At 66.2% G+C, this 21,262-nt stretch carries 16 protein-coding genes and 2 tRNA genes; 10 read left to right on the top strand and 8 right to left on the bottom strand.

The genetic code is table 11. The annotated features are described in order from the left end of the window. The first annotated feature begins 158 nt into the window (after nt 1–158). On the top strand, nt 159–1,574 hold the full coding sequence (gene ppnN, locus BTJ49_RS13860; protein ID WP_113066016.1) for a nucleotide 5'-monophosphate nucleosidase PpnN: 1,416 nt from the start codon (nt 159–161) through the stop codon (nt 1,572–1,574). A 37-nt stretch (nt 1,575–1,611) separates the two neighbouring features. Beyond that, nucleotides 1,612–1,688: transfer RNA gene (locus tag BTJ49_RS13855), tRNA-Asn, on the top strand. Nucleotides 1,689–1,910: 222 nt separating this feature from the next. Here the strand turns inward: BTJ49_RS13855 and BTJ49_RS13850 are convergent. Continuing rightward, nucleotides 1,911–2,441: a GspH/FimT family pseudopilin gene (locus tag BTJ49_RS13850; RefSeq protein WP_113066047.1), complete on the bottom strand. Its 531-nt coding sequence runs from the start codon at nt 2,439–2,441 to the stop codon at nt 1,911–1,913. Between the two features lie 149 nt (nt 2,442–2,590). Between BTJ49_RS13850 and uvrB the strand changes: the two genes are divergently transcribed. Next, nucleotides 2,591–4,609 (top strand): excinuclease ABC subunit UvrB, encoded by a 2,019-nt coding sequence (gene uvrB / locus BTJ49_RS13845; RefSeq protein ID WP_113066015.1) that lies wholly within the window; start codon nt 2,591–2,593, stop codon nt 4,607–4,609. A gap of 46 nt (nt 4,610–4,655) precedes the next feature. Then, a tRNA-Val gene (locus BTJ49_RS13840) sits at nt 4,656–4,730 on the top strand. A 61-nt stretch (nt 4,731–4,791) separates the two neighbouring features. Here BTJ49_RS13840 and BTJ49_RS13835 read toward each other — a convergent pair. The 7 genes from BTJ49_RS13835 to BTJ49_RS13805 form a co-directional block, all read right to left on the bottom strand. Then, complete coding sequence (locus BTJ49_RS13835; protein ID WP_255420392.1) at nt 4,792–7,341, bottom strand: EAL domain-containing protein; 2,550 nt, start codon at nt 7,339–7,341, stop codon at nt 4,792–4,794. A 9-nt stretch (nt 7,342–7,350) separates the two neighbouring features. After that, entirely contained in the window at nt 7,351–8,223 is an 873-nt protein-coding gene (locus BTJ49_RS13830) for a PAS domain-containing protein (RefSeq protein WP_113066013.1), read from the bottom strand. A 12-nt stretch (nt 8,224–8,235) separates the two neighbouring features. After that, nucleotides 8,236–9,561: a GAF domain-containing protein gene (locus BTJ49_RS13825; protein ID WP_113066012.1), complete on the bottom strand. Its 1,326-nt coding sequence runs from the start codon at nt 9,559–9,561 to the stop codon at nt 8,236–8,238. A gap of 118 nt (nt 9,562–9,679) precedes the next feature. Then, on the bottom strand, nt 9,680–10,720 hold the full coding sequence (pyrC, locus tag BTJ49_RS13820; RefSeq protein ID WP_113066011.1) for a dihydroorotase: 1,041 nt from the start codon (nt 10,718–10,720) through the stop codon (nt 9,680–9,682). 93 nt (nt 10,721–10,813) lie between these two features. Next, on the bottom strand, nt 10,814–11,197 hold the full coding sequence (locus BTJ49_RS13815) for a hypothetical protein (RefSeq protein WP_113066010.1): 384 nt from the start codon (nt 11,195–11,197) through the stop codon (nt 10,814–10,816). 93 nt (nt 11,198–11,290) lie between these two features. Next, nucleotides 11,291–12,349 carry a cysteine synthase A gene (locus BTJ49_RS13810; protein WP_113066009.1) on the bottom strand — a complete coding sequence of 353 codons (1,059 nt, stop codon included), beginning with the start codon at nt 12,347–12,349 and terminating at the stop codon, nt 11,291–11,293. 65 nt (nt 12,350–12,414) lie between these two features. Further along, nucleotides 12,415–13,050, bottom strand: a complete 636-nt coding sequence (locus BTJ49_RS13805; RefSeq protein WP_113066008.1) for a peroxiredoxin — start codon at nt 13,048–13,050, stop codon at nt 12,415–12,417. 351 nt (nt 13,051–13,401) lie between these two features. On the opposite strand from BTJ49_RS13805, the gene BTJ49_RS13800 reads away from it, so the two are divergent. The 6 genes from BTJ49_RS13800 to cydC all read left to right on the top strand — a co-directional run bounded on the left by BTJ49_RS13800 (nt 13,402) and on the right by cydC (nt 21,123). Then, nucleotides 13,402–14,403 carry a LysR substrate-binding domain-containing protein gene (locus BTJ49_RS13800; protein ID WP_113066007.1) on the top strand — a complete coding sequence of 334 codons (1,002 nt, stop codon included), beginning with the start codon at nt 13,402–13,404 and terminating at the stop codon, nt 14,401–14,403. Nucleotides 14,404–14,654: 251 nt separating this feature from the next. After that, nucleotides 14,655–16,226, top strand: coding sequence for a cytochrome ubiquinol oxidase subunit I (locus tag BTJ49_RS13795; protein WP_240601843.1), 1,572 nt, complete (start codon nt 14,655–14,657; stop codon nt 16,224–16,226). A gap of 3 nt (nt 16,227–16,229) precedes the next feature. Next, complete coding sequence (gene cydB, locus BTJ49_RS13790; protein ID WP_113066006.1) at nt 16,230–17,363, top strand: cytochrome d ubiquinol oxidase subunit II; 1,134 nt, start codon at nt 16,230–16,232, stop codon at nt 17,361–17,363. Nucleotides 17,364–17,376: 13 nt separating this feature from the next. Then, nucleotides 17,377–17,583, top strand: coding sequence for a hypothetical protein (locus BTJ49_RS13785; protein WP_113066005.1), 207 nt, complete (start codon nt 17,377–17,379; stop codon nt 17,581–17,583). Between the two features lie 40 nt (nt 17,584–17,623). Beyond that, nucleotides 17,624–19,387 carry a thiol reductant ABC exporter subunit CydD gene (gene cydD / locus BTJ49_RS13780; protein ID WP_168184755.1) on the top strand — a complete coding sequence of 588 codons (1,764 nt, stop codon included), beginning with the start codon at nt 17,624–17,626 and terminating at the stop codon, nt 19,385–19,387. Then, complete coding sequence (gene cydC, locus BTJ49_RS13775; RefSeq protein ID WP_113066003.1) at nt 19,384–21,123, top strand: thiol reductant ABC exporter subunit CydC; 1,740 nt, start codon at nt 19,384–19,386, stop codon at nt 21,121–21,123. The genes cydD and cydC overlap by 4 nt, the downstream gene beginning before the upstream one ends. Nucleotides 21,124–21,262 lie beyond the last annotated feature (139 nt).

The following is a 21,262-nucleotide window of genomic DNA, read 5'->3' as shown; positions in this document are numbered from 1 at the left end:
TCCGCAAGGGCGCCGGCATTTTTTTGCCCGGATGTCCGTCGCCATGTATCGGCGAGGGCGCTTGACCTCGGCCGATTCGCCCGCAAAGCTTGCGGGGCGTCACGGTCGCGCCGGAACGGTCATCGGTGCACTGCAGGCGTCCAAGGAGTCCCACACCCGTGAATGTTTCCTACACCGGCTCGGCCGGTTCCAATACCGTCAGCGCGCGCATCTCGCCCGCCGGCGGCCTTGATATCCTTTCCCGCAACGAAGTCGCCCGACTGCGCGACGCCAGCAGTTCCGGCCTGCATGCGCTGCTGCGGCGCTGCGCGCTGGCGGTGCTGACTTCGGGCAGTCTGAGCGACGATCCGCGCAGCATGCTGGAGCTGTACCCCGACTTCGATATCGAGGTGCTGCAGCAGGAGCGCGGCATCAAGATCGAACTGAGCAACGCGCCGGCCCAGGCCTTCGTCGACGGGCAGATCATCCGCGGTATCAACGAACTGCTGGTGGCCGTGGTGCGTGACATCGTCTACGTCGCCACCCAGATCGCGCCGCGCGAATTCACCGAGGCCGGCTCGGAAGGGCTGACCCAGATCGTGTTCGAGATCCTGCGCAACGCCCGCATTCTGCGTACGCACATGGATCCGAATCTGGTCGTGTGCTGGGGCGGGCACTCGATCTCGCGTCACGAGTACGACTACACCAAGGCGGTCGGCTATCAGCTCGGCTTGCGCATGCTGGACATCTGCACCGGCTGCGGTCCGGGCGCGATGAAGGGGCCGATGAAGGGCGCGACCATCGCCCACGCCAAGCAGCGCCGCCGCCGCAACCGCTACATCGGCATCACCGAGCCGGGCATCATCGCGGCGGAGTCGCCGAACCCGATCGTCAATCATCTGATGATCATGCCGGACATCGAGAAGCGCCTGGAGGCCTTCGTGCGCACGGGGCACGGCATCATCGTGTTCCCGGGGGGCGTCGGCACCGCGGAGGAGATCCTGTATCTGCTGGGCATCCTGCTGCACCCGGAGAATCGCGAGATTCCGTTCCCGCTGATCTTCAGCGGACCGGCTCGTTCGGCGGCGTACTTCGAGCAGATCGATCGCTTCCTGCGTCTGGCTCTGGGCGACGCCGTGGCCGAACGCTACGAGATCATCATCGACGATCCGGCGGCGGTGTCGCGCAGCATGGTTCGCGGGCTGGAGAAGGTGCGCAATTATCGTCTGGACACCAAGGACGCATTCTTCTTCAACTGGTCGCTGCACATCCCCTACGAGTTCCAGCAGCCGTTCGCGCCGAACCACGAGGCCATGGCCAACCTCCGCATTCACCGGGATCGTCCACGGCACGAGCTGGCGGCGGATCTGCGCCGCGCGTTCTCGGGCATCGTGGCCGGCAACGTCAAGGAAGAGGGCATGCGCGCGATCGAGCAGCACGGGCCGTTCCACATCGATGGTGACCCGGAGATCATGCGCGCGCTGGACACGCTGCTGAAGGCGTTTGTGGAACAGCAGCGCATGAAGTTGCCGGGAGGCACCGCCTACGAGCCGTGCTATCACGTCGCGCAAGAAGAAAGTGCAACTTCGGCTTGACAGATCGACGCTCGGAAGCAAAAATGCGCAGCTCGCTGCCCGAATAGCTCAGCTGGTTAGAGCACCTGACTGTTAATCAGGGGGTCGTAGGTTCGAGTCCTACTTCGGGCGCCACACGAAGTCTGCGCGATGCCTCTCGCGTCTGCGCGACAATCAGGAAGCCCCGCCATCGTGCGGGGCTTTTTGTTGCCGGAGCGCTGTGCTTCACCGCGTTGCGCAGTGCATGCGGATGCTGTTCGACAAGGCTTCTATGGTGGGTGCCTTTGGGGCGCACGAGTTCGCAGCGCGGGTGTGCTTTTGTTGGCTCGGTCGAGTGGTATCGCCGCGGTGCGCGTCTCAGTGTCGGCACCGAGTTGCGGGGACGTGCCCGGAACGGATGCGTCCCACGTTGGATACCACCAGGGCATCCACGGTCGAGCCGATATCCCCAGTTGGACAGATCACCAGCGTAAGGTTGCTGCCCGGTGCACTGCCGTCGGCGTGGTAGCGCACATGCGTACGGTTGCGACTGCCGAGAATGCGCACGCCGGGCAGGGTGGTCTGGCTGGAGAAGACGTTTCCATCGGGCTGTCCGTCGTTGTCCCGGTCCAGCGCGATCACCCAGCCGTGCTGCCATTGGTGCCCGCCGCTGCATCGACGCCCGTCGGCGCTCGGGCACAGCAGGACGTGGCGCTGCCGCTCGATGGCGAGCATCCGGGTTGCATGGAGCGCGCGACTCAGCGCATCCATGGCGACATGCGCCTGATTGCGATGCAGAAGACCTTGCATCGATGGCACGGCGACGCCGATCAGGACAGCGAAGATGCCCAGCGCGGCGATTTGTTCGATGAGCGTGAATCCACGCGATTTTCGTTTGTTTCCGGGCATGTGCGCATTCCGTGCGATCCGGTATCCATGCTGCGTCGGGCGGGCATGGAGCGATATCGGCACCGAACGGGCGAGTTCGTCGGGGGCGGCGCAAAGGCGTGTAGGCAAGGTTCCGTATAATTGAAGTCCTTTGACGCAGGTCCGCGGGCATGAGCGAACGTTTCCAACTGGTGTCGCCCTACCAGCCGTCCGGTGATCAGCCGCAGGCCATCGACAAGCTGGTGGCGAACTTCGAGGCGGGCCTGGCCGCGCAGACGCTGCTGGGCGTGACCGGATCGGGCAAGACCTTCACCATCGCCAACGTGATCCAGCAGGTGCAGAAACCGACCCTGGTGATGGCGCCGAACAAGACGCTGGCTGCGCAGCTGTACGGCGAATTCAAGGAATTCTTCCCGCACAACGCGGTGGAATACTTCGTCAGCTACTACGACTACTACCAGCCCGAGGCCTACGTGGCGGCGTCGGACACGTTCATCGAGAAAGATGCCTCGATCAACGACCACATCGAGCAGATGCGTCTGGCCGCGACCAAGTCACTGCTGTCGCGCCCGGATGCGCTGATCGTGGCCACGGTCTCGGCCATTTACGGCCTGGGCGATCCCGAGGACTACCTGAGCCTACGCCTGATCCTGTCGGTCGGCGAGCACATCGACCAGCGCAAGCTGCTGCGCCAGCTGACCGAGTTGCAGTACACGCGCAACGAGATGGAGCTGCGCCGCGGCACCTACCGTGTGCGCGGCGAGATCATCGACGTATTTCCGGCCGAGTCGGACACCGAGGCGCTGCGCATCGAGCTGTTCGACGGCGAGATCGAGAACCTGGCCCTGTTCGATCCGCTGACCGGCGAAGTGCAGCGCAAGGTGCCGCGCTACACGGTCTACCCGAAGACGCATTACGCCAGCACCCGCGAGAGCGTGCTCAACGCCATCGATACCATCAAGGAAGAGCTCAAGGAGCGCCTGGAGCAGTTGTACAAGGCCAACAAGCTGGTCGAGGCGCAGCGCCTGGATCAGCGCACGCGCTTCGACATCGAGATGATGGCCGAGGTCGGCTATTGCCAGGGCATCGAGAACTACTCGCGGCACCTGACCCGGCGCGGACCCGGCGAGGCGCCGCCGACCCTGTTCGACTACCTGCCGCCGGATGCGCTGCTGGTGCTGGACGAGTCGCACGTGACCATTCCGCAGATCGGCGCCATGTACAAGGGCGACCGCTCGCGCAAGGAGACCCTGGTCGAGTTCGGCTTCCGTCTGCCGTCGGCGCTGGACAACCGCCCGCTGCGCTTCGAGGAGTGGGAGGAGCGTGCGCCGCGGCGGATCTTCGTCTCCGCCACGCCGGGCCGTTACGAGGCAGCGCACGATGACGGCAACGTGGTCGAGCTGGTGGTGCGCCCGACCGGCCTGATCGATCCCGAGGTCGAGGTGCGTCCGGTGCGCACCCAGGTCGACGACGTGTTGGGTGAGATCCGCAAGCGCGTGGCCGACGGCGATCGCGTGCTCATCACCACGCTGACCAAGCGCATGGCCGAGAACCTGACCGAGTACCTGGCCGAGCATGACGTCCGCGTGCGCTACCTGCACTCGGACATCGACACTGTCGAGCGCGTCGAGATCATCCGCGACCTGCGTCTGGGCGAATTCGATGTGCTGGTCGGCATCAACCTGCTGCGCGAGGGTCTGGACATGCCCGAGGTGTCGCTGGTGGCGATTCTCGACGCCGACAAGGAAGGCTTCCTGCGCTCCACCGGCTCGCTGATCCAGACCATCGGCCGCGCCGCCCGCAACGTGCGCGGCAAGGCCATCCTCTATGCCGACGAGATCACCCGTTCGATGCGGGCGGCGATGGACGAGACCGCTCGCCGCCGCGAGAAGCAGTTGGCCTACAACGCCGAGCACGGCATCACGCCGAAGACCATCGTGCGCCGCATCGCCGACGTTATGGAAGGCGCCCACGGCGACTCCGGCCGCAAGCGCGGCCGTGGCCGCGAGGCCATGCGCAAGGTGGCGGAGGAGCGGCCGGATTACGCAGCGATGAGCGCAACGCAGGTTGCCGCGCAGCTGAAGAAGCTGGAATCGCGCATGTACCAGCACGCCCAGGATCTGGAGTTCGAAGCCGCCGCGAAGGTCCGCGACGAGATCGCCCGGATCAAGGAGGAAGCGCTGCACTGAAAGCGCTTGTGGCCTCCGTTCGGCTCGGCTACAATGCGCGGCTCTTGGGCGGTTAGCTCAGCGGTAGAGCACTTCCTTGACATGGAAGGGGTCACAAGTTCGATCCTTGTACCGCCCACCACATTCGTTTCGTGCTCCGGTGCTTCCGGGTCGCGGAAAGCGTTCGAAAAGGCCGCCCTGCACTAGTCGGGGCGGCCTTTTTCTTGCCTTTCGCAGCGCAGCGCGGCGTCCGGGCCGAGGATGCAGGCCTGCATCCACTCCAGCAGGCGGTGCGCGGCTCGTGCGTCTTGCGGGTCGGCGTGCACGGCCGCATGAAGCGCCTTCGCATCCCCGGCATGCTGATTGTGGCACTGCATCAGACGCGTGAGCGGGCAGTCTTCCAGCGTCTTCGTGTGCAGTGAGCCATGCCGCACGGAAATCCACTGGAACGCCAGGCCGCCCAGCGGCGTCTTGGGGCCGTCATCGCCGGTATCGAGCACGAACTGCCGGCTCCAGGCAGGCAGGTCGGCGGCCGGCATGGGGCGGGCGATCGCATAGCCCTGTCCCATGCTCGCGCCGAGCAGCCGCGCGACTTCGATCATGCCCGGGTCTTCCAGGCCCTCTGCGATCACCTTGCAGCCGAAATCCCGACCGATCTGTACCACGGCGCTGATCAGGGTGATCGACTGCACCGGATCGACATGCAGGCGTGCGAGCAGATCCTGATCGATCTTCACCGCGTCGAAGGGCAGGCTGGCCAGTCGGCGCAGACTGCTGTAGCCCGAGCCCAGGTCGTCAATGGCAAAGCGCACGCCCAGTGTCACCAGACGCTGCACGCCCGCGTCGCGCGCTGCCCGGTCGACACGCTGGTTTTCCAGGATCTCCAGAATCAGGCGTTGCGGTGCCAGACCGTGCCGTTCCAGGGCTTCGGCCACCCATTCCGGGCAATCGGGTTCGGCCAGCGTATGCGGCGAGATGTTCAAGGCCAGGTCGATACGCAGTCCCTGCCGTTCCAGTTCGACCAGGTCGCTCAGCGCCATGTCCAGGCCGCGCTGGAACAGCGTATCCAGTTCGGTATTCCGCAGCAGGGGAAGGAAGACGTCGGGTCCCAGCTGTTCGCCGCTTTCGAGCGTGAGGCGGGCGAGGGCTTCGACCTTGGTCACGCGTCCGCTGCGAAAATCGATCACTGGCTGCAGCAGCATGCGCAGGCCGTCCTTGAAAAGGCGGCGGCGGAAGGCCACGGCCTGCTCGTAGGGCACCGGCGGCGGCGGGCGCATGCTGCGCTGCCAGATCTCGTTGCCACGCAACTGCAGATTGCGCATGAAGTGCTGCATGTACTTGCTTTCGAACTGATTCGGGTAATGCCCCAGTAGCAGCAGCAGCGCGACCGGCAGGCGCTGCTCGTCGATCACCGGAATGCAGGCGGCGGCGCGGATCTCGTCCTGCATCAGCGCACGGGGAAGTGCCGGAGTGTTGTCCGGCACTTCCGCGAGGTGGGGGCAGGTATGGATTTCGGCCGTATGCCAGCTCTTGGACAGCAGGCTATCGTCGGGAGGTGCGAGGTTCGCGCTGTGACGCACACCGTATTCGGCACGCAGTGCACCGGCGACGGCATGTGCGGCAGTGCCGGCGCTGGACTCGATGTTGTAGGTTTCCGGGCCGCTCTGGCGCAGGACCATGACGCAGGCCATGCCCGGCAGCCGGGCTAGCAGGCGCATTTCCAGGCTGATGGCGTCGTTCCAGCTGGAACCGCGATCGGGCATGAACTGGTCGATGATCGCTGCGTAGCGATCCTGCACGAAGGTCTGTGCTTCCAGTTGTGCCTGCAGATCGTCTTGCAGGCGGTGGTCGAGCAGTTGCGCCAGGTGATAGCGGCTGCGCTTGCTGATTGGCAGCATGTTGCACTGTCGTACCAGACTCTCGTGGTAGATGGCCATCCAGCGCATCAGCAGCACGCTGTCGATGCCGATCAGCGCGTGGATGCGTCCGGCGCGCCTGCTGGCCTCGATCAGGCTCTTGCGCGTGGTGCTTCCGGACGTCAGCAACTGGACGTGCAGGATCTGACGCTGCTTGAGGTGCTCGATCTCTTTAGGGGCCAGGCCGTTCAGTAGGCGCGAAGCGTGGGGGGCGGTGTGCACCAGTGCATAGAACTCATCGACGATGTCGGACAGTGCATCGGCCAGATGCGGGCGCGCCACGTCCAGTGTTTCGGCGGCGCTGTCGCCGTAGGGCGCAATCGAGACGGCCAGCTCTTCCTCGTCCACTTCGCCGTGGATGGACCACCAGTTGGCCCGCTCCAGCTTGTTCCGCTTGACCTTGAACAGCGCCTCGTCGGCCAGCCGCAACAGCATGCCGCCCTCGCTGGCATGCTGCGGACTCAGCGCGATGCCCATGCTCAGGCCGACGTGGATGGGACGATCCAGTCCGACGTCGAGTGGCGCGCGGAATCGCCGGCCGATGGCGTCGAAGCGCTTGCGCAGATGTTTCTCCGCGCGGCGTTGGGAGCGTTCGTGGAAAACCACCACGAACTCGTCCCCGCCCAGACGGGCGAAGAAGTCGTGTTTGGTCAGAAGGGGTTGGATCCGTTGAGCGACGCCCTTGAGCAGCCGGTCGCCGCCGACGTGGCCATGGGTGTCGTTGATGATCTTGAAGTCGTCCAGGTCGATCATGGCCACGGCGAGGACCTGATCGTCGGCGACACTGCGGGGCAGAGCGTCTGCCAGATAGCGATCCAGCGCTCGGCGATTGGGCAGTCCGGTGAGTTAGTCGTGAAAGGCCAGATGTTCCATGCGCGCGTTCAGCTGGCGCAGGTCGGTGATGTCGCGTTGCACGCCGACGTAATGACTGAGTCGGCCCTGCGCATCGCGAATCGGGTTGATCGTCAGCAGGTTCCAGAACGTACTGCCGTCCTTGCGGTAATTGAGAATTTCGCCGACGAATGCGCCTTTGTCCTGCAGGGCGGCATGGATGCGTTGAACGGTCTCCGGGTTACTGTCGGGTCCCTGTAGCAACTTGCATGTGCGGCCATGCATTTGCTTGAAGGTGTAACCGGTCAGTGCGTGGAAGCCCTCGTTGACGTACACGATCCGCTGCTGGGCGTCCGTGATGATCACGCCTTCCTGCACCGAGGACATGGCATTGGCGAGCAGGGTCTGCTGTTCGATCGCCTGGTGCTGCTCGGTCTGGTCGATCAGGCTCCAGATCTCGTCGTAGTCGTCGTGATCGAAGGGAGCGCCTTCCAGCCGCAGCCAGATTCGGCGGCCGTCCATCCGCCGTGCTGGAATTTCGAAGATGGCCCTTCGGTTGTCCGCGAACGCTTCATAGGTCTTTCTGGCAAGCCATCGGCCGGCATCTGGGTCGCCGTAGAAGGCCGAGGCGCGGATGCCTTCCAGGGCCTTTGGTCCGGCGACGCCGAGGATGTCCGCCGCACGGCGATTGGCGCGGAAGACCACATTGTTGCGCGTCAGCACCACGCCCACGGTAGTGCTCTCGAGCATGGATTGGTTCAGGGCCTGGCTCTCGCTTTCGCGGCGCATGAGGTCGATGCGATCCAGGCCGGAGGAGATGTTCCGCGACATCGTCTTCAGCAATTGCTGAAGCGCCGAATCGAACGAGTGCAGTTCGGTGTGGTACACGCATAGCAGGGCTCACAGCTGGCCCGCGCGATGGATTGGCAATACCGCAATGGCAGCGAAACCCTGCTGACGCGCGGCCTTCGCCCACGGCTTGAGCTCGTCGTCCGTGAAGGAGCAGTCGAAGCGGGTCTGGCCGTCGTTCCAGCTCAGGCCGCAAGGACCCCGTCCTTCGGGAAGGTCCATGTTGCTGGAAATTCGAACGACGTCGAGGTAAGGGCGGCCGGGTCCGGCCGCCGCCATCGGTTCGAACCAGCCGGTGTCCGGGTCGGGCCGACCGATCCACGCCAGACTGAGACCGGCATGCGCAACCGCGAGTTCGCAGATGTCCTGCAGCAGTTTCTCGGGTTCGTTGCGCCGCGATAGCCGCATGTCCACATTGGCTAGCAGCACATTGAATTCGGACAGGCGCTGCAATGGACTGACGTCGATCAGCATCACCACGGCGCCTTCGAGCTGCGAGTCTTCTGCGTTCCGCCTCGGCGTGCAGGTGATCTGTGCCGCCCAGCGCTTTCCGGAGGGGCGGCGCAGCTGCAATGTACCGGCGAATGCTTCGCCGCGTCGGATGGTCTGCAGCACCGCATCGCTGTCGAAGACGGACATCTCCTGCATCAGCACAGCGCGGAGGTTCTCACCGACGATGTCGTCCTTTGCGCATTCGAGCAGTTTCAGCGCGCTGGCGTTGACCCATTCGATGGTACCCGCGGTGTCGGTGAACAAGATGCCGTTCGGCGAGTGGTCGGCGACCAGCGCGAGTCGGTGCACGGTTCGGTCGCTATCGGCCTTGGCGCGAGCCTCGCCCTCCTGGTCGAACAGGAGTCCGGCGCTGATCGCGCCCAGTTCCAGAAGGCGCCGCTGGTAGTCATCGGGCAGGTGTGCCCGCAGCGAAGTGAGGGCGAAGGTCCCGATGATGTTCTGCTCGCGATCGTGCACCGGAGCCGACCAGCAGGAACGCACGCCGGACGCCGCCGCCACGTCGCGGACTGCGGTCCAGTGAGGGTCCTTCGTGGCATCACAGACGTAGGTTGCCCGGTCCGTCCAGGCCGTGTGTGCGCACGAACCGTAGCCATCGCCTGGCTGGGTGTCGTCGAGTTGGCGAAGCAGGTCCTTCGGCGCGGTCGGCGCACTCACGAAACGCAGCCGGTCCGTGCCTGCGTCGAGCTGCATGATGGTGGCGACCATGCCGTCCACGGCTTGCTCGAAGAGTCGGCAGAGCTGGTCCAGGCGTGGTTCGAGGGCGCCGTGTCGGGCGACCACGGTCAATAACTCACGCTGCAGGTCCAGCAATCCGCTGACCTTTGACTCCAGATTCGAGTCAGGAGCTTGCTTGCCGGCCGACATGGTGGGCCCCTTGGAACGCCTGAGGCATCATCGCATGCTGTTTGCGCGATAGAAACACGCAAGACGTGCGGAGATCAGGGTAACGCATGGCGAAAGCGGGCCGTCTGTCGACGGTGTCTCAGTCCGTCAGTCGCCAGGCCACGGTATCACCGGCGCGAAGGGGTACCCCCGGCACGCCGCCGAAATCGACTTCCTCGGGAACCGTCCAGCTTTCGCGCTTGAGGGTGATGGTGTCGGTATTTCGCGGCAAGCCGTAGAAATCGGCGCCGTGGAAGCTGGCGAAGCCTTCCAGTCTGTCCAGTGCGTCGGCGGCTTCGAAGGCCTCGGCATAGAACTCGATGCCGGCGTGGGCGGAATAGATACCGGCGCAGCCGCAGGCGCTTTCCTTGGCGTGGCGCGGATGCGGCGCGCTGTCCGTGCCGAGGAAGAAGCTCGGGTCGCCGCTGGTGGCTGCCGCCATCAGCGCCTGTCGGTGCGTCTCGCGTTTCAGCACCGGAAGGCAGTAGTGGTGTGGACGCAGGCCGCCGACGAAGATCGCGTTGCGGTTCATCAGCAGGTGCTGCGGCGTCATGGTCGCGCCCACGTGCGCGGGGGCGTCCTGCACGAACTGCGCGGCCTCGCGCGTGGTGATGTGCTCGAGCACCATGCGCAGGTCCGGGAAATCATTGCGCAGCGGCGTCAGATGTCGTTCGACGAAGACCGGCTCGCGGTCGAACATGTCCACGGCGGAGTCGGTGACTTCCCCGTGCATCAGCAGCGGCAGACCATGTCGCTGCATGGCTTCGAGCACCGGGTAGATACGGCGGAGGTCGGTGACGCCGCTGGCTGCGTTGGTGGTGGCGCCAGCCGGGTAGTACTTCACCGCGTGCACGAAGCCGCTCTCGCGCGCCTCGGCGATGTCGTCCGGGGTGGTGGCTTCGGTCAGGTACAGCGTCATCAGCGGCTGAAAGTCCGCGCCCTCGGGCAGAGCAGCCAGGATGCGCTCGAGATAGGCCCGGGCCTGCGCCACCGTGGCCACCGGCGGTTTCAGGTTCGGCATGATGATGGCGCGGGCGAAGCGGCGCGCGGTGTCCGGCAGCACGGCGGCCAGCAGGGCGCCGTCGCGCACGTGCAGGTGCCAGTCGTCGGGGCGGGTGAAGGTCAGTTCGGTTGCGCTCATGGCGCATAGTGTAGCGGTTTGCGGGTGCGGGTCCTGAAAACACACGGCGCGATCCGATGATTCGCGCCGTGCGCATGGGGACAGTCCTGCGTGTCAGCTGCGCGCCGCGCGCCGCATGAGTCGGATGGCACGACGGTCGCCACGGTGTTCGATCCGGGCGGCGCGGCGATCGTCCCGGCGCAGCACGCGAGCGGTGCGATGATCGCCGTGGCGCACGACACGCTGCGCCGCGCGTGGATGTCCGTGTGCAGCGAGACGGTTCGCGCGGCGATGACTGCGGCGATCGATCCGCAGCGCGCGGCGTGAGCTGTGCCGTTCGACGCGCAGCGCGCGATGGTCGGTACGCCGGTCCACGCGCTCGGCGCGATGCTGCAGGCGGTGCTGGGCGTGTTCGCGGGCGGTCTGTGCGGTGGCGACGCCGCTGCCGGCGGCGAACAGGCACAGGGCGGCCAGGGCGGTGATCAGGGTGCTCTTCATGCGTGGTTCCTCGCGGACCTGCGCGGCAGGCCTTCGAAGAACCAGAACGCATGCGCCGCCGCTCCGGTTGACCGGGCGGTGCAGGGCGGCGATTCAGTTGGCGGGAAAAGCCCGGTCCAGCCAGCCGGGCACCGGAATGTTCTTTTCGCGCAGCAGGGCGGGGTTGAAGAGTTTCCGTGGGTAGCGCGTGCCGGAATCGCACAGCATGGTGACGATGGTATGGCCGGGACCGAGTTCGCGCGCCAGGCGGATGGCGCCGGCGATGTTGACGCCGCTCGATCCGCCCAGGCACAGCCCTTCCTCGGTGAGCAGGGCGTGCAGCAGCGGTACGGATTCTTCGTCGGGGATGTTCCATGCCAGGTCGATCGGCGCGCCGTCGAAGTTGGCGGTCACGCGGCTGGACCCGATGCCCTCGCTGATGGAACTGCCCTCGGACTTCAGTTCGCCGTGGTTGACGTAGTTCGCCAGCGCCGAACCGGCCGGATCGGCCAGGGCGATGCGCACGCCCGGCTTGCGCGTCTTCAGCGCGCGGCCGACGCCGGCCAGGGTGCCGCCGGTGCCGGTGGCGCAGACGAAGCCGTCCACGGCACCACCGGTCTGTTCCCAGATCTCGGGGCCGGTGGTGGCTTCGTGGAAGTCGCGGTTGGCGGTGTTGTCGAATTGGTCGGCGAACCAGGCGCTGCCGGGATCGGCGGCGTTCATCTCTTCGGCCAGTGCGCGGGCGCGGTGGGCGTAGTGACCAGGATCCTTGTACGGTACGGCGGGCACCAGACGCACTTCGGCGCCGGTCATGCGCAGGGCGGCGATTTTCTCCGCGCTCTGCGTCTGCGGCATGACGATGATGGTGCGGTAGCCGCGGCTGTTGCCGACCAGGGCCAGGCCGATGCCCGTGTTGCCGGCGGTGCCCTCGATCAGTGTGCCGCCGGGACGGATCCGGCCGCGGCGCTCGGCATCGTCGAGCAGACCCAGCGCCGTGCGGTCCTTGATCGAGCCGCCGGGGTTCATGAATTCGGCCTTGCCCAGGATGTCGCAGCCGGTGACTTCGCTGGCGGCGTGCAGCCGAATCAGCGGGGTCTGTCCGATGACGGTGGACAGGTCGTTGCGTGGAAGTGAAACAGGTGCGGGTGGGCGGAAGAGCGCGTTTGTATTCATGGTGTCGGATATGGGTTCGCCCGTCCGGTTCGCAAGCGAATCCGGACGGGCCGTGGTGCGTTGGTTCAGGCCTGCTCGGCAGGAATCAGGCGCAGATAGGGCTTGAGCGCGCGCCAGCCGTCGGGGTAGCGCGCGCGGGCCGCTTCGTCGGAAACCGAGGGCGCGATGATCACGTCCTCGCCCGCTCGCCAGTCCACGGGTGTGGTCAGCTGCTTGCCGTCGGTCAGCTGCAGCGAATCCAGCACGCGCAGGATCTCGTCGATGTTGCGGCCGGCGCTGGGCGGGTAGGTCAGCGTCAGTCGCACCTTCTTCTGCGGGTCGATGATGAATACCGAACGCACGGTGACCTTGGCGTCGGCCTTGGGGTGCAACATGCCGTACAGCTTGGCGACGGCCCGCTCGGGGTCGGCCAGAAGCGGGTAATTGAGCGGGGTGCCGCCGACATCGGCGATGTCCTGCGCCCAGCGTGCGTGGTCGTCCACCGAGTCCACGGACAGGCCCAGCAGCCGCGTGTTGCGCTGTGCGAACTCGTCCTTGCGACGTGCGAAGGCACCCAGTTCGGTGGTGCACACCGGGGTGAAGTCTTTCGGGTGCGAGAAGAACACGACCCACTGGTCGCCGCTCCATGCATGGAACTGCAGCGGACCTTCGGTGGAATCGGCGGTGAAATCGGGGGCGGTTTCGCCAAGGGGAAGACTCATGCGTAACTCCGTGTTTGCGGGGGCGACGGAGACGCCGGGGTGGCGTCGATCCTCGACCCTACGCGGAGCTTGGCGGCGCGTGAAATGAAGGCTGGCTGTTCCGATATGCCTTTTCGGTATGTTGTTCGCTGTGCGTGATTTGGAGTGATAGACGTCCAAATGAGGGCAGTGGACCGATATGCTGTCTGCTGATATGTTCAAGACTCATAACCGGCGCGGTGCCGGTTTTCACGAGGGAAACACCATGAAACGTCTAACCATGAACATTTGCACGATCAATGCCAATTATTGCTGGCGCATGTATGCAGGTCCCCGCCACCACCGCCAACGCCCACCTTCGGAACAACCCTCATGACCCTGACACAGCTCCGTTATATCGTTTCCATCGCCGATTCCGGCCTAAACATCACTCTGGCCGCCGAGCGCATCCACGCCACGCAACCTGGCGTCAGCAAGCAGCTCAAGCAGCTTGAAGGCGAACTCGGTTTCCAGCTTTTCGCGCGCAAGGGCAAGAGCCTCAAGTCGGTCACGCCCGCCGGGCAGCAAGTCATCGCCCGCGCCCGCGCCATCCTCGACGAAGCCCGCAGCATCCGCGCACTCGCGGCCAACCTGCGCGGCGACGCGCACGGCGATCTGACCGTGCTCACCACCCACACTCAGGCACGTTTCGTGCTGCCATCCGCGATTGCCGCCTTCGGCCGCAAGCATCCGCGCGTGGGCCTGCATCTGCGTCCGCATGGCGACGCGCAGATCCATGGCCTGTTCGCCGGCGGACAGGCCGATCTGGCCATCATCAGCAGCAGTGGCCCGGCGCCGCTGGGCGGACTGGCCGTGCCGCTGTACCGCTGGCGGCGATCGGTCGTCGTGCCGCGCGGCCATGCGCTAGCGCGCCTGAGCCGGCCGTTGCGCCTGGGCGATCTGGCCGGGCAGCCGCTGGTCAGCTACGACTCCTCGCTGCGACCGGAGTCCTCGCTGCAGCAGGCGTTCCAATCGGCCGGCATGCGCCCCCTGTTCGCGTGCACCTCGAGCGATGCCGATCTCATCAAGACCTACGTGCGCGCCGGCCTCGGCGTCGGCGTCCTGGCCGAGATGGCGATTCGTCCCGAGGACAACCGTGAGCTGCAGATGCTCGATGCCGCGCATCTCCTGCCCGACTGCACCACCTGGCTGGTGCTGCGCCGCGACCGCGTGTTGCGCAGTTACACGCTGGATCTTGTCGAGCAGTTCGCGCCGCACCTGGATCGCCGCGATCTGCAGGCTGCGCTCAGTGGCGAGTTCGAGCCGAATTGGCCCGCACCGCCGCATTGGAGCGAATTGCAGCGCGACGCCATGCGTACCCACGTGGCAGCCTAGCCGTCTCGTGGTCGTTGCAAGGCGCGACCGTCCGGAGCGAGGTTCCGGGCGGTCGCGCCGCCTCCATCTCTTCCCGCAATTGATCTGAGTCAACTCCCGCGCAGGTAGGCAGAATTCGCGACATTCTGCCGCGAGTTTGCCGTGCATCCTTGGAGTACGCTGCAACGCGACATCCAAGATAGTAGGGTGTTCGTGTTGTCGCCGGTCCGGGGGCTTCCCCGCCGGTGCACAGGTTGGCTACCAGGGAATCCATGATGATCGACTCGACCGTTGTCGAACTCTCGCGATGGCAGTTCGCCGCTACCGCGCTGTACCACTTCCTGTTTGTGCCGTTGACACTGGGACTGTCCTTCCTGCTGGCTGCGATGGAGACGATCTACGTCACCACCGGGCGCAAGATATACAAGGACATGGCCCAGTTCTGGGGCAAACTCTTCCTCATTAATTTCGCCATCGGCGTGGCCACCGGCCTCACTATGGAGTTCGAGTTCGGCACCAACTGGTCGTTCTACTCGAGCTTCGTCGGTGACATCTTTGGCGCGCCGCTGGCCATCGAGGGCCTGATGGCGTTCTTCATGGAGTCGACCTTCGTCGGCATCATGGTGTTCGGCTGGGACCGCCTCAAGCGCGGTCAGCATCTGGCCGTGACCTACCTGGTGGCGGTGGGTTCGAATCTGTCGGCGTTGTGGATCCTGATCGCCAACAGCTTCATGCAGACGCCGCAGGGTGCCTCGTTCAATCCGCACACGATGCGCATGGAGCTGAGCAGCTTCACCGACCTGATCTTCAGTCACGATGCGCAGGCGAAGTTCGTGCACACGTCCATCGCCGGCTACGTCACTGCGGCGATCTTCGTGTGCGGCGTCAGCGCGTTCTACATGCTGCGCAAGCGTCATACGGAACTGGCACGTCGCTCGTTCCGCGTGGCGGCGATCTTCGGCATCCTGGCCACGCTCGGCGTCATCACACTGGGTGACGCGCTGGGCTTTGTCGGCGGTCAGGCGCAGCCGACCAAGCTGGCGGCGATGGAAGCCCTGTGGAAGACCGAGCAGGGGCCGATGCCGTTCAACGTGGTCGCGTTCCCGTCGCAGAAGGACCAGACCAACCACGGCGAACTGCAGATTCCCTACGCGCTTTCGCTGCTGGTCACGCACTCGGTGGACGGTAGCGTGCCGGGCGTGGATCAGCTCGAGGCCATGGCCAAGCAGCGCATCCGCAACGGCATTCCGGCGGTGCAGGCCCTGCAGACGTTATCGAAGAATCCCGAGGACCAGACCGCGCTGGCGACGTTCCGCCAGCATCAGGACGACCTCGGCTACGGTTTCCTTGTGCAGGGCTACCAGCACGATCTGAGCAAGGTGACGGACGCCGATGTCGACGCCGCGGCGAAGGCGACGATTCCTCCTGTGGCGCCGGTATTCTGGGCGTTCCGCACGATGGTCGCGTTCGGCTTTGCGATGCTGGCGTTCTTCATCCTCGCGGTGGTCTTCACGCTGCGTAACAACGTGGAGCGACGGCGCTGGTTCCTGAAGATCGCGCCGTGGATGATCCCGGTGCCGTTCATCGCCAACGAGGCGGGTTGGCTGGTCGCCGAGCTGGGCCGGCAGCCGTGGACGGTGTACGGCGTACTGCCGACGTGGATGTCGGCCTCGACCCACAGTGTCACCTACATGGTGTTCTCGCTGGCTGGTTTCGTGCTGATCTACAGCGCCTTCATCGCGGTGGAGATGTTCCTGATGGTGCGCGCGATACGCAGGGGACCGGACGACCACGGCGATCACAAGCCGTCACCGGCCCTGACCACGGCGAATGCGGAGGCCTGATCCATGGAAATTTATCTGATTCTTAAAGTGGTCTGGTGGCTGCTGCTCGGCGTGCTGCTGATGGGCCTGGCGGTGATGGTCGGCATGGACATGGGCGTGGGCACGATCCTGCGCTATGTCGGCCGCAACGACCTGGAGCGCCGCGTGGCGCTGAACATCATCGGCCCGCACTGGGACGGCAACCAGGTGTGGTTCATCCTCGGTGGCGGCGCGGTGTTCGCGGCGTTCCCGCTGATCTACGCCACGGCCTTCTCGGGCTTCTACGTGGTCATGCTGTTGCTGCTGTGGAGCATGATCGTGCGCCCGCTGGGCTTCGAGTACCGCAGCAAGATGCCGTCGGCACGCTGGCGCAACGTGTGGGACTGGTCGCTGTTCGTCAGCGGCTTCCTGCCGATGCTGGTGTTCGGCGCGGCCATCGGCAACATCCTGCAGGGTGTGCCGTTCCACTTCAGCTGGAACCTGACCTCGTACTACACCGGCAGCTTCCTGGCCCTGTTCAACCCGTTCGCGATCCTGTGCGGCGTGCTGTCGGTGGCGCTGTCGTCGATGATGGGCGCGCTGACGGTGATGAACGGCGCCGAGGATGCGATGTTCCAGCGTGCACGCAAGCTGGTCATGGTCGCGGCCGCGGTGGCTGTGGTGCTGTTCGCCCTGGGCGGCGTGTGGGTGCACGCGATCGACGGTTTCCAGCTGGTCAGCGGTCCGTCGGGCAACCTGGCGCAGACGCCGATGCAGCAGACGGTGACGCAGGCCTCGGGCGCGTGGTTCGGCAATTACAGCGCGCATCCGGCGCTGTGGCTGGTGCCGCTGGTCGGTTTCGCCGGCGTGATCGGCGCGGCGCTGGCCGCGCGTGCGGGCCGTTCGCATCTCGGCTGGTGGTCGGGCGCGCTGGGCTGGATCGGCGTGATCGGCACGGTCGGCGCGGCGATGTTCCCGTTCATGATGCCGTCGAGCAGCGAGCCGTCGCAGAGCCTGACTTTGTGGAACGCGACGTCGAGCCAACTGACGCTGACCTGGATGGTCGGATTCACCGTGGTGTTCGTGCCACTGGTGGTCTGGTACACCAGCTGGGCGTTCTATGTGATGCGCGGGAAGGTGAAGCCCGAGCATGTCGCCGCCGACGAACACGCGTACTGAAGGAGACGCGAGGATGAAACGAACGATCTTTTTCTTGCTGCTCCTGGCGCTGGCGATGGTGGCGATTTTCCTGGCCATTGTGCTGGGCGAGCTGGGTCCCTGGTACTTCGCCTGGTTGCTGGGCACGGCCACCATCGTGCTGTGCGCGGCCGCGGGCGGTGCGATGCTGGATGCACAGGATGAACACGCATCGCAGTCGGCCGCGGATGACGCACGCTGACACGGATGAACCGCCCGCGGTGCGGGCGAAGGCTTCGGGCGTGGCATCCGTGAAGGCGGATGCCGCGCCGGGGGCGACCGACTGGCTGGCGCAGCAGCAAGGGACCGTCCGACGCTGGCTGCTGTCCGCGATGGGCCTGGGGGCCGCCGGTACGGTGCTGTTGTGCGTGCAGGCGGGATTGCTGGCCTGGGCGTTGAACGCGATCCTCCTGCAGAAGGCCCATGTGCGCGACGTGCTTCCGGCCGCTGCCGCATTCGTGTTGCTGGCCCTGGTGCGTGCCGCGTGTTCGGTGCAGGCGCGCCGGTTCGGATTCGAGGCGGGTCGTCGCGTGGTGGCGGACGTGCGCATGCGGGTGCTCGAACAGTTCCGTGCGCGCGGACCGGCGTGGCTGGCGCGACAGTCGAGTGCCGATCTCATTACGCGAACCGTCGACGGCGTGGATGCGCTGGCGCCGTACTACGCGCGCTACCTGCCGCAGAAGGCCGCCGCCGTGCTGTTGCCGTTGATCGTCCTGGTCGCGGCGTTTCCGGCGGATTGGGTCGCGGGGCTGGTGATGCTGGTGACGGCGCCGCTGGTGCCGTTGTTCATGGTGCTGCTGGGCGGCGTGGCGGAGCGGGCCAGTCAGCGCCGCTGGGTCACGCTGTTGCGTCTGGGCAATCAGTTCTTCGACAGTCTGCAGGGGCTGGTGACGCTGCGCCTGTTCGGCGCAGGCGCACGACGGCGCGTGCTGCTGGCGGAACGCAGCGAGGCCTACCGCCGCGAGACGATGTCGGTGCTGCGCGTGGCGTTCCTGTCGTCGTTGGTGCTGGAATTTTTCGCCATGGTGAGCATCGCCGTGGTCGCGGTGCTGGTCGGTTTCCGTCTGATGTGGGGCGATGTGGCCTTCACCCACGGCATGTTCGTGCTGCTGTTGGCGCCGGAATTCTTTTTGCCGCTGCGTGCCCTGGGCGCGTTGCGGCATGCGCGCATGGACGCGGTCTCGGCCGCGGGCGATCTGGCCGCGCTGCTGGAGTCCACGCCGCCGGCCGAGGGAACGGCGTCTGCCGCTTCGTCGAAGGTCGTCGCTCCTGCGCATCCGCCGCGCATCGAGATCGAGGACGTGCGCTTCGAATATGCGCCGGGTCGTGCCGGGCTGGACGGCATCACGATGGATATCCCCGCTGGCCGAACCACGGTGGTGGTGGGCGCCAGTGGTTCGGGCAAGAGCAGTCTGCTTCGGTTGCTGATGGGATTCCACGAACCGTCGCGGGGCACGGTGCAGGTCGAAGGGCATGCGCTGGACGCGCTCGATGCGGACACCTGGCGTGCGCGCATCGCCTGGCTGCCGCAGCGGCCGCATCTGTTCGTCGGCACGCTGCGCGACAACGTGCGCATGGCGCGTCCCGATGCAGACGACGTGGCGCTGGAACGCGCCGCGCGCGCGGCAGGGCTCGACGCGGTGCTGCGCGAGCTTCCGCACGGCTGGGAAACACCACTGGGCGAGAACGGCTACGGGCTGTCCGGCGGTCAGGCACAGCGCGTCGCGCTGGCGCGGGCCTGGCTGCGCGATGCGCCGCTGTTATTGCTCGATGAACCGACCCAGCATTTGGACGAAGCCTCCGCACGGGCAGTGCAGGAGGCGATTGCCACGCTTCGGCGCGGACGCACGGTAGTGCAGGTGGCGCATCGTCTGGATGCGGCGCGGGCGGCGGATCAGGTCGTGGTGATGGCGGCCGGGCGCGTGATCGAGGCGGGCGCGCCAGCGCAGCTGATCGCCGATCGCGGCGCGTTCTTCCGTCTGCTGCAGAACGAGGAGGCCGCATGAGCGCGTCGGTGACCGGACCGTTGCGTCGCTTCTGGCGCGTGCTGGGCAGCCAGCGACGCTGGATGATGCTGGGCGTGCTGGTGTCCCTGATCAGCACGCTGGCCGGCATCGCCCTGATGGCGATTGCGGGGCACTTCATCGCCAGCATGGCGCTGGCCGGCGCCACGGGCGCGGTGCTGAACTACTACACGCCGGCCGCGCTGATCCGCGCCATGGCGCTGTTGCGCACCGGCGGCCGTTATGTCGAGCGGCTGGTCAATCACGAGGCGACCCTGCGGGTGCTGTCGCGCCTGCGGTTGTGGCTGTTCGATCGTCTGCTGCCGCTGGCGCCGGCGCGGACCGGTTTTCTTGGCTCGGCAGACCTGTTCTCGCGGTTGCGTGCCGATGTGGACCGGCTCGAACACGCCTACCTGGGGATCGGCATCCCCATCGTCGTTGCGCTGCTGGCGTTGCCGTTGGTGCTGGCGGTGCAGGCGGCCTACGCCTGGCCGGTGGCCGTGCTGACGGCGGTCGCGGCGACGGCGGCGGCCGTGCTGCTGCCGCGTTGGCTGATCGTGCGCAGCCGCGCGCCGTCTGAGGCGATGGTGCGCGATGAGGCGGCGCTGCGCGCGGAGGTCGGCGATCTGGTGCGCGGCGCGGCCGAGCTGCGGCTGTATGGTGCCGATGCAGTGCGCGAGGCGCGCATTCATGCGCTGACCGATGCGCAGCAGATGCGGCTGGCGCGTCTGGATGCCCTGCAGGAGCGCGGCCAGTCGTTGATACCGCTGCTGGCACAGGCGGTGGCGGCGGGAACCCTTCTGCTGGGGGCGGCCGCGGCACGCGCCGACAGGCTGGCTGGACCGGATGTGGTCATGCTGGTGTTGCTGGGCATGGCGGCGTTCGAGGTGCTGGCCGTGCTGCCCGAGGCTTTCACGCGATGGGGCGCGACCAGGGCGGCGGCGGCACGGGTGTTCGAGTTGGTCGACGCCGAACCGGCGGTCGAGGACCCGGCGGAGTCAGCCAAGCCGCCGTCGCAGCCGGATATTTCCCTGCGCGGCGTGCGGCTTCGCTATGCCGAGGACGCGCCGTGGGCGCTGGACGGCGTGGATCTGGAGCTTCCGTTCGGCAGCCGCGTGGCGGTGACCGGCGCTTCGGGTGCGGGCAAGAGCAGCCTCGCGGCGGCGCTGCTGCGTTTCCAGCCTTTCGAGGGCGGGCGAATCATGTGGGGCGGACGCTCTATCACCGATTACGCGACGGACGATGTACGCGCCGCCATCGCCGTGGTCGAACAGCGCACGCACCTGTTCGACGCCACCCTGATCGAGAATCTGCGAGTAGCGCGCCCCGACGCCACCCGCGCGCAGATTGAGGCCGCTGTGCACGCGGCGCAGCTGAGCGAGTGTGTCGCGGCACTGCCGGATGGGTACGACACCTGGCTGGGCGAAGGCGGCGCGCATCTCTCGGGCGGCGAGGCGCGTCGCGTGGCCATCGCGCGTGCGCTGCTCGCGGATCGCCCGATCCTGCTGCTGGACGAGCCGACCGAAGGACTCGACGCCGCCACCGCGCAGTCGTTGATGGGGGCGCTGGCGACGCTGGCCGAGGGACGCACGGTGCTGCTTATCACGCACCGGCTCGAGGGCCTCTCGTATCTGGTCGATCGGCGGGTGCGCATGGAGCGGGGACGCATCGTGGCGGATGAAGCGGTCGCGTCGGTGTCTGTCGCGTCGTGCTCGGACCGTTTTTCGACGACGCACTGAGAAGGCATCCGCTGGTTGGTGAGTCGTGCTAGGCCCGGCCTCTTTCGGTTCCCGGTCGACGTGTGCATGGCGGTCGGCGGCACGCACGGTTTGATGGAACACCTGCGCGGCGTGAGTGCCGGGAGTCTCTGGTCGAGTG

The sequence above is a fragment of the Oleiagrimonas sp. MCCC 1A03011 genome, from assembly GCF_003267965.1.
Lineage (GTDB): Bacteria > Pseudomonadota > Gammaproteobacteria > Xanthomonadales > Rhodanobacteraceae > Oleiagrimonas > Oleiagrimonas citrea.
This window is presented reverse-complemented; position numbering and strand designations above follow the sequence as displayed.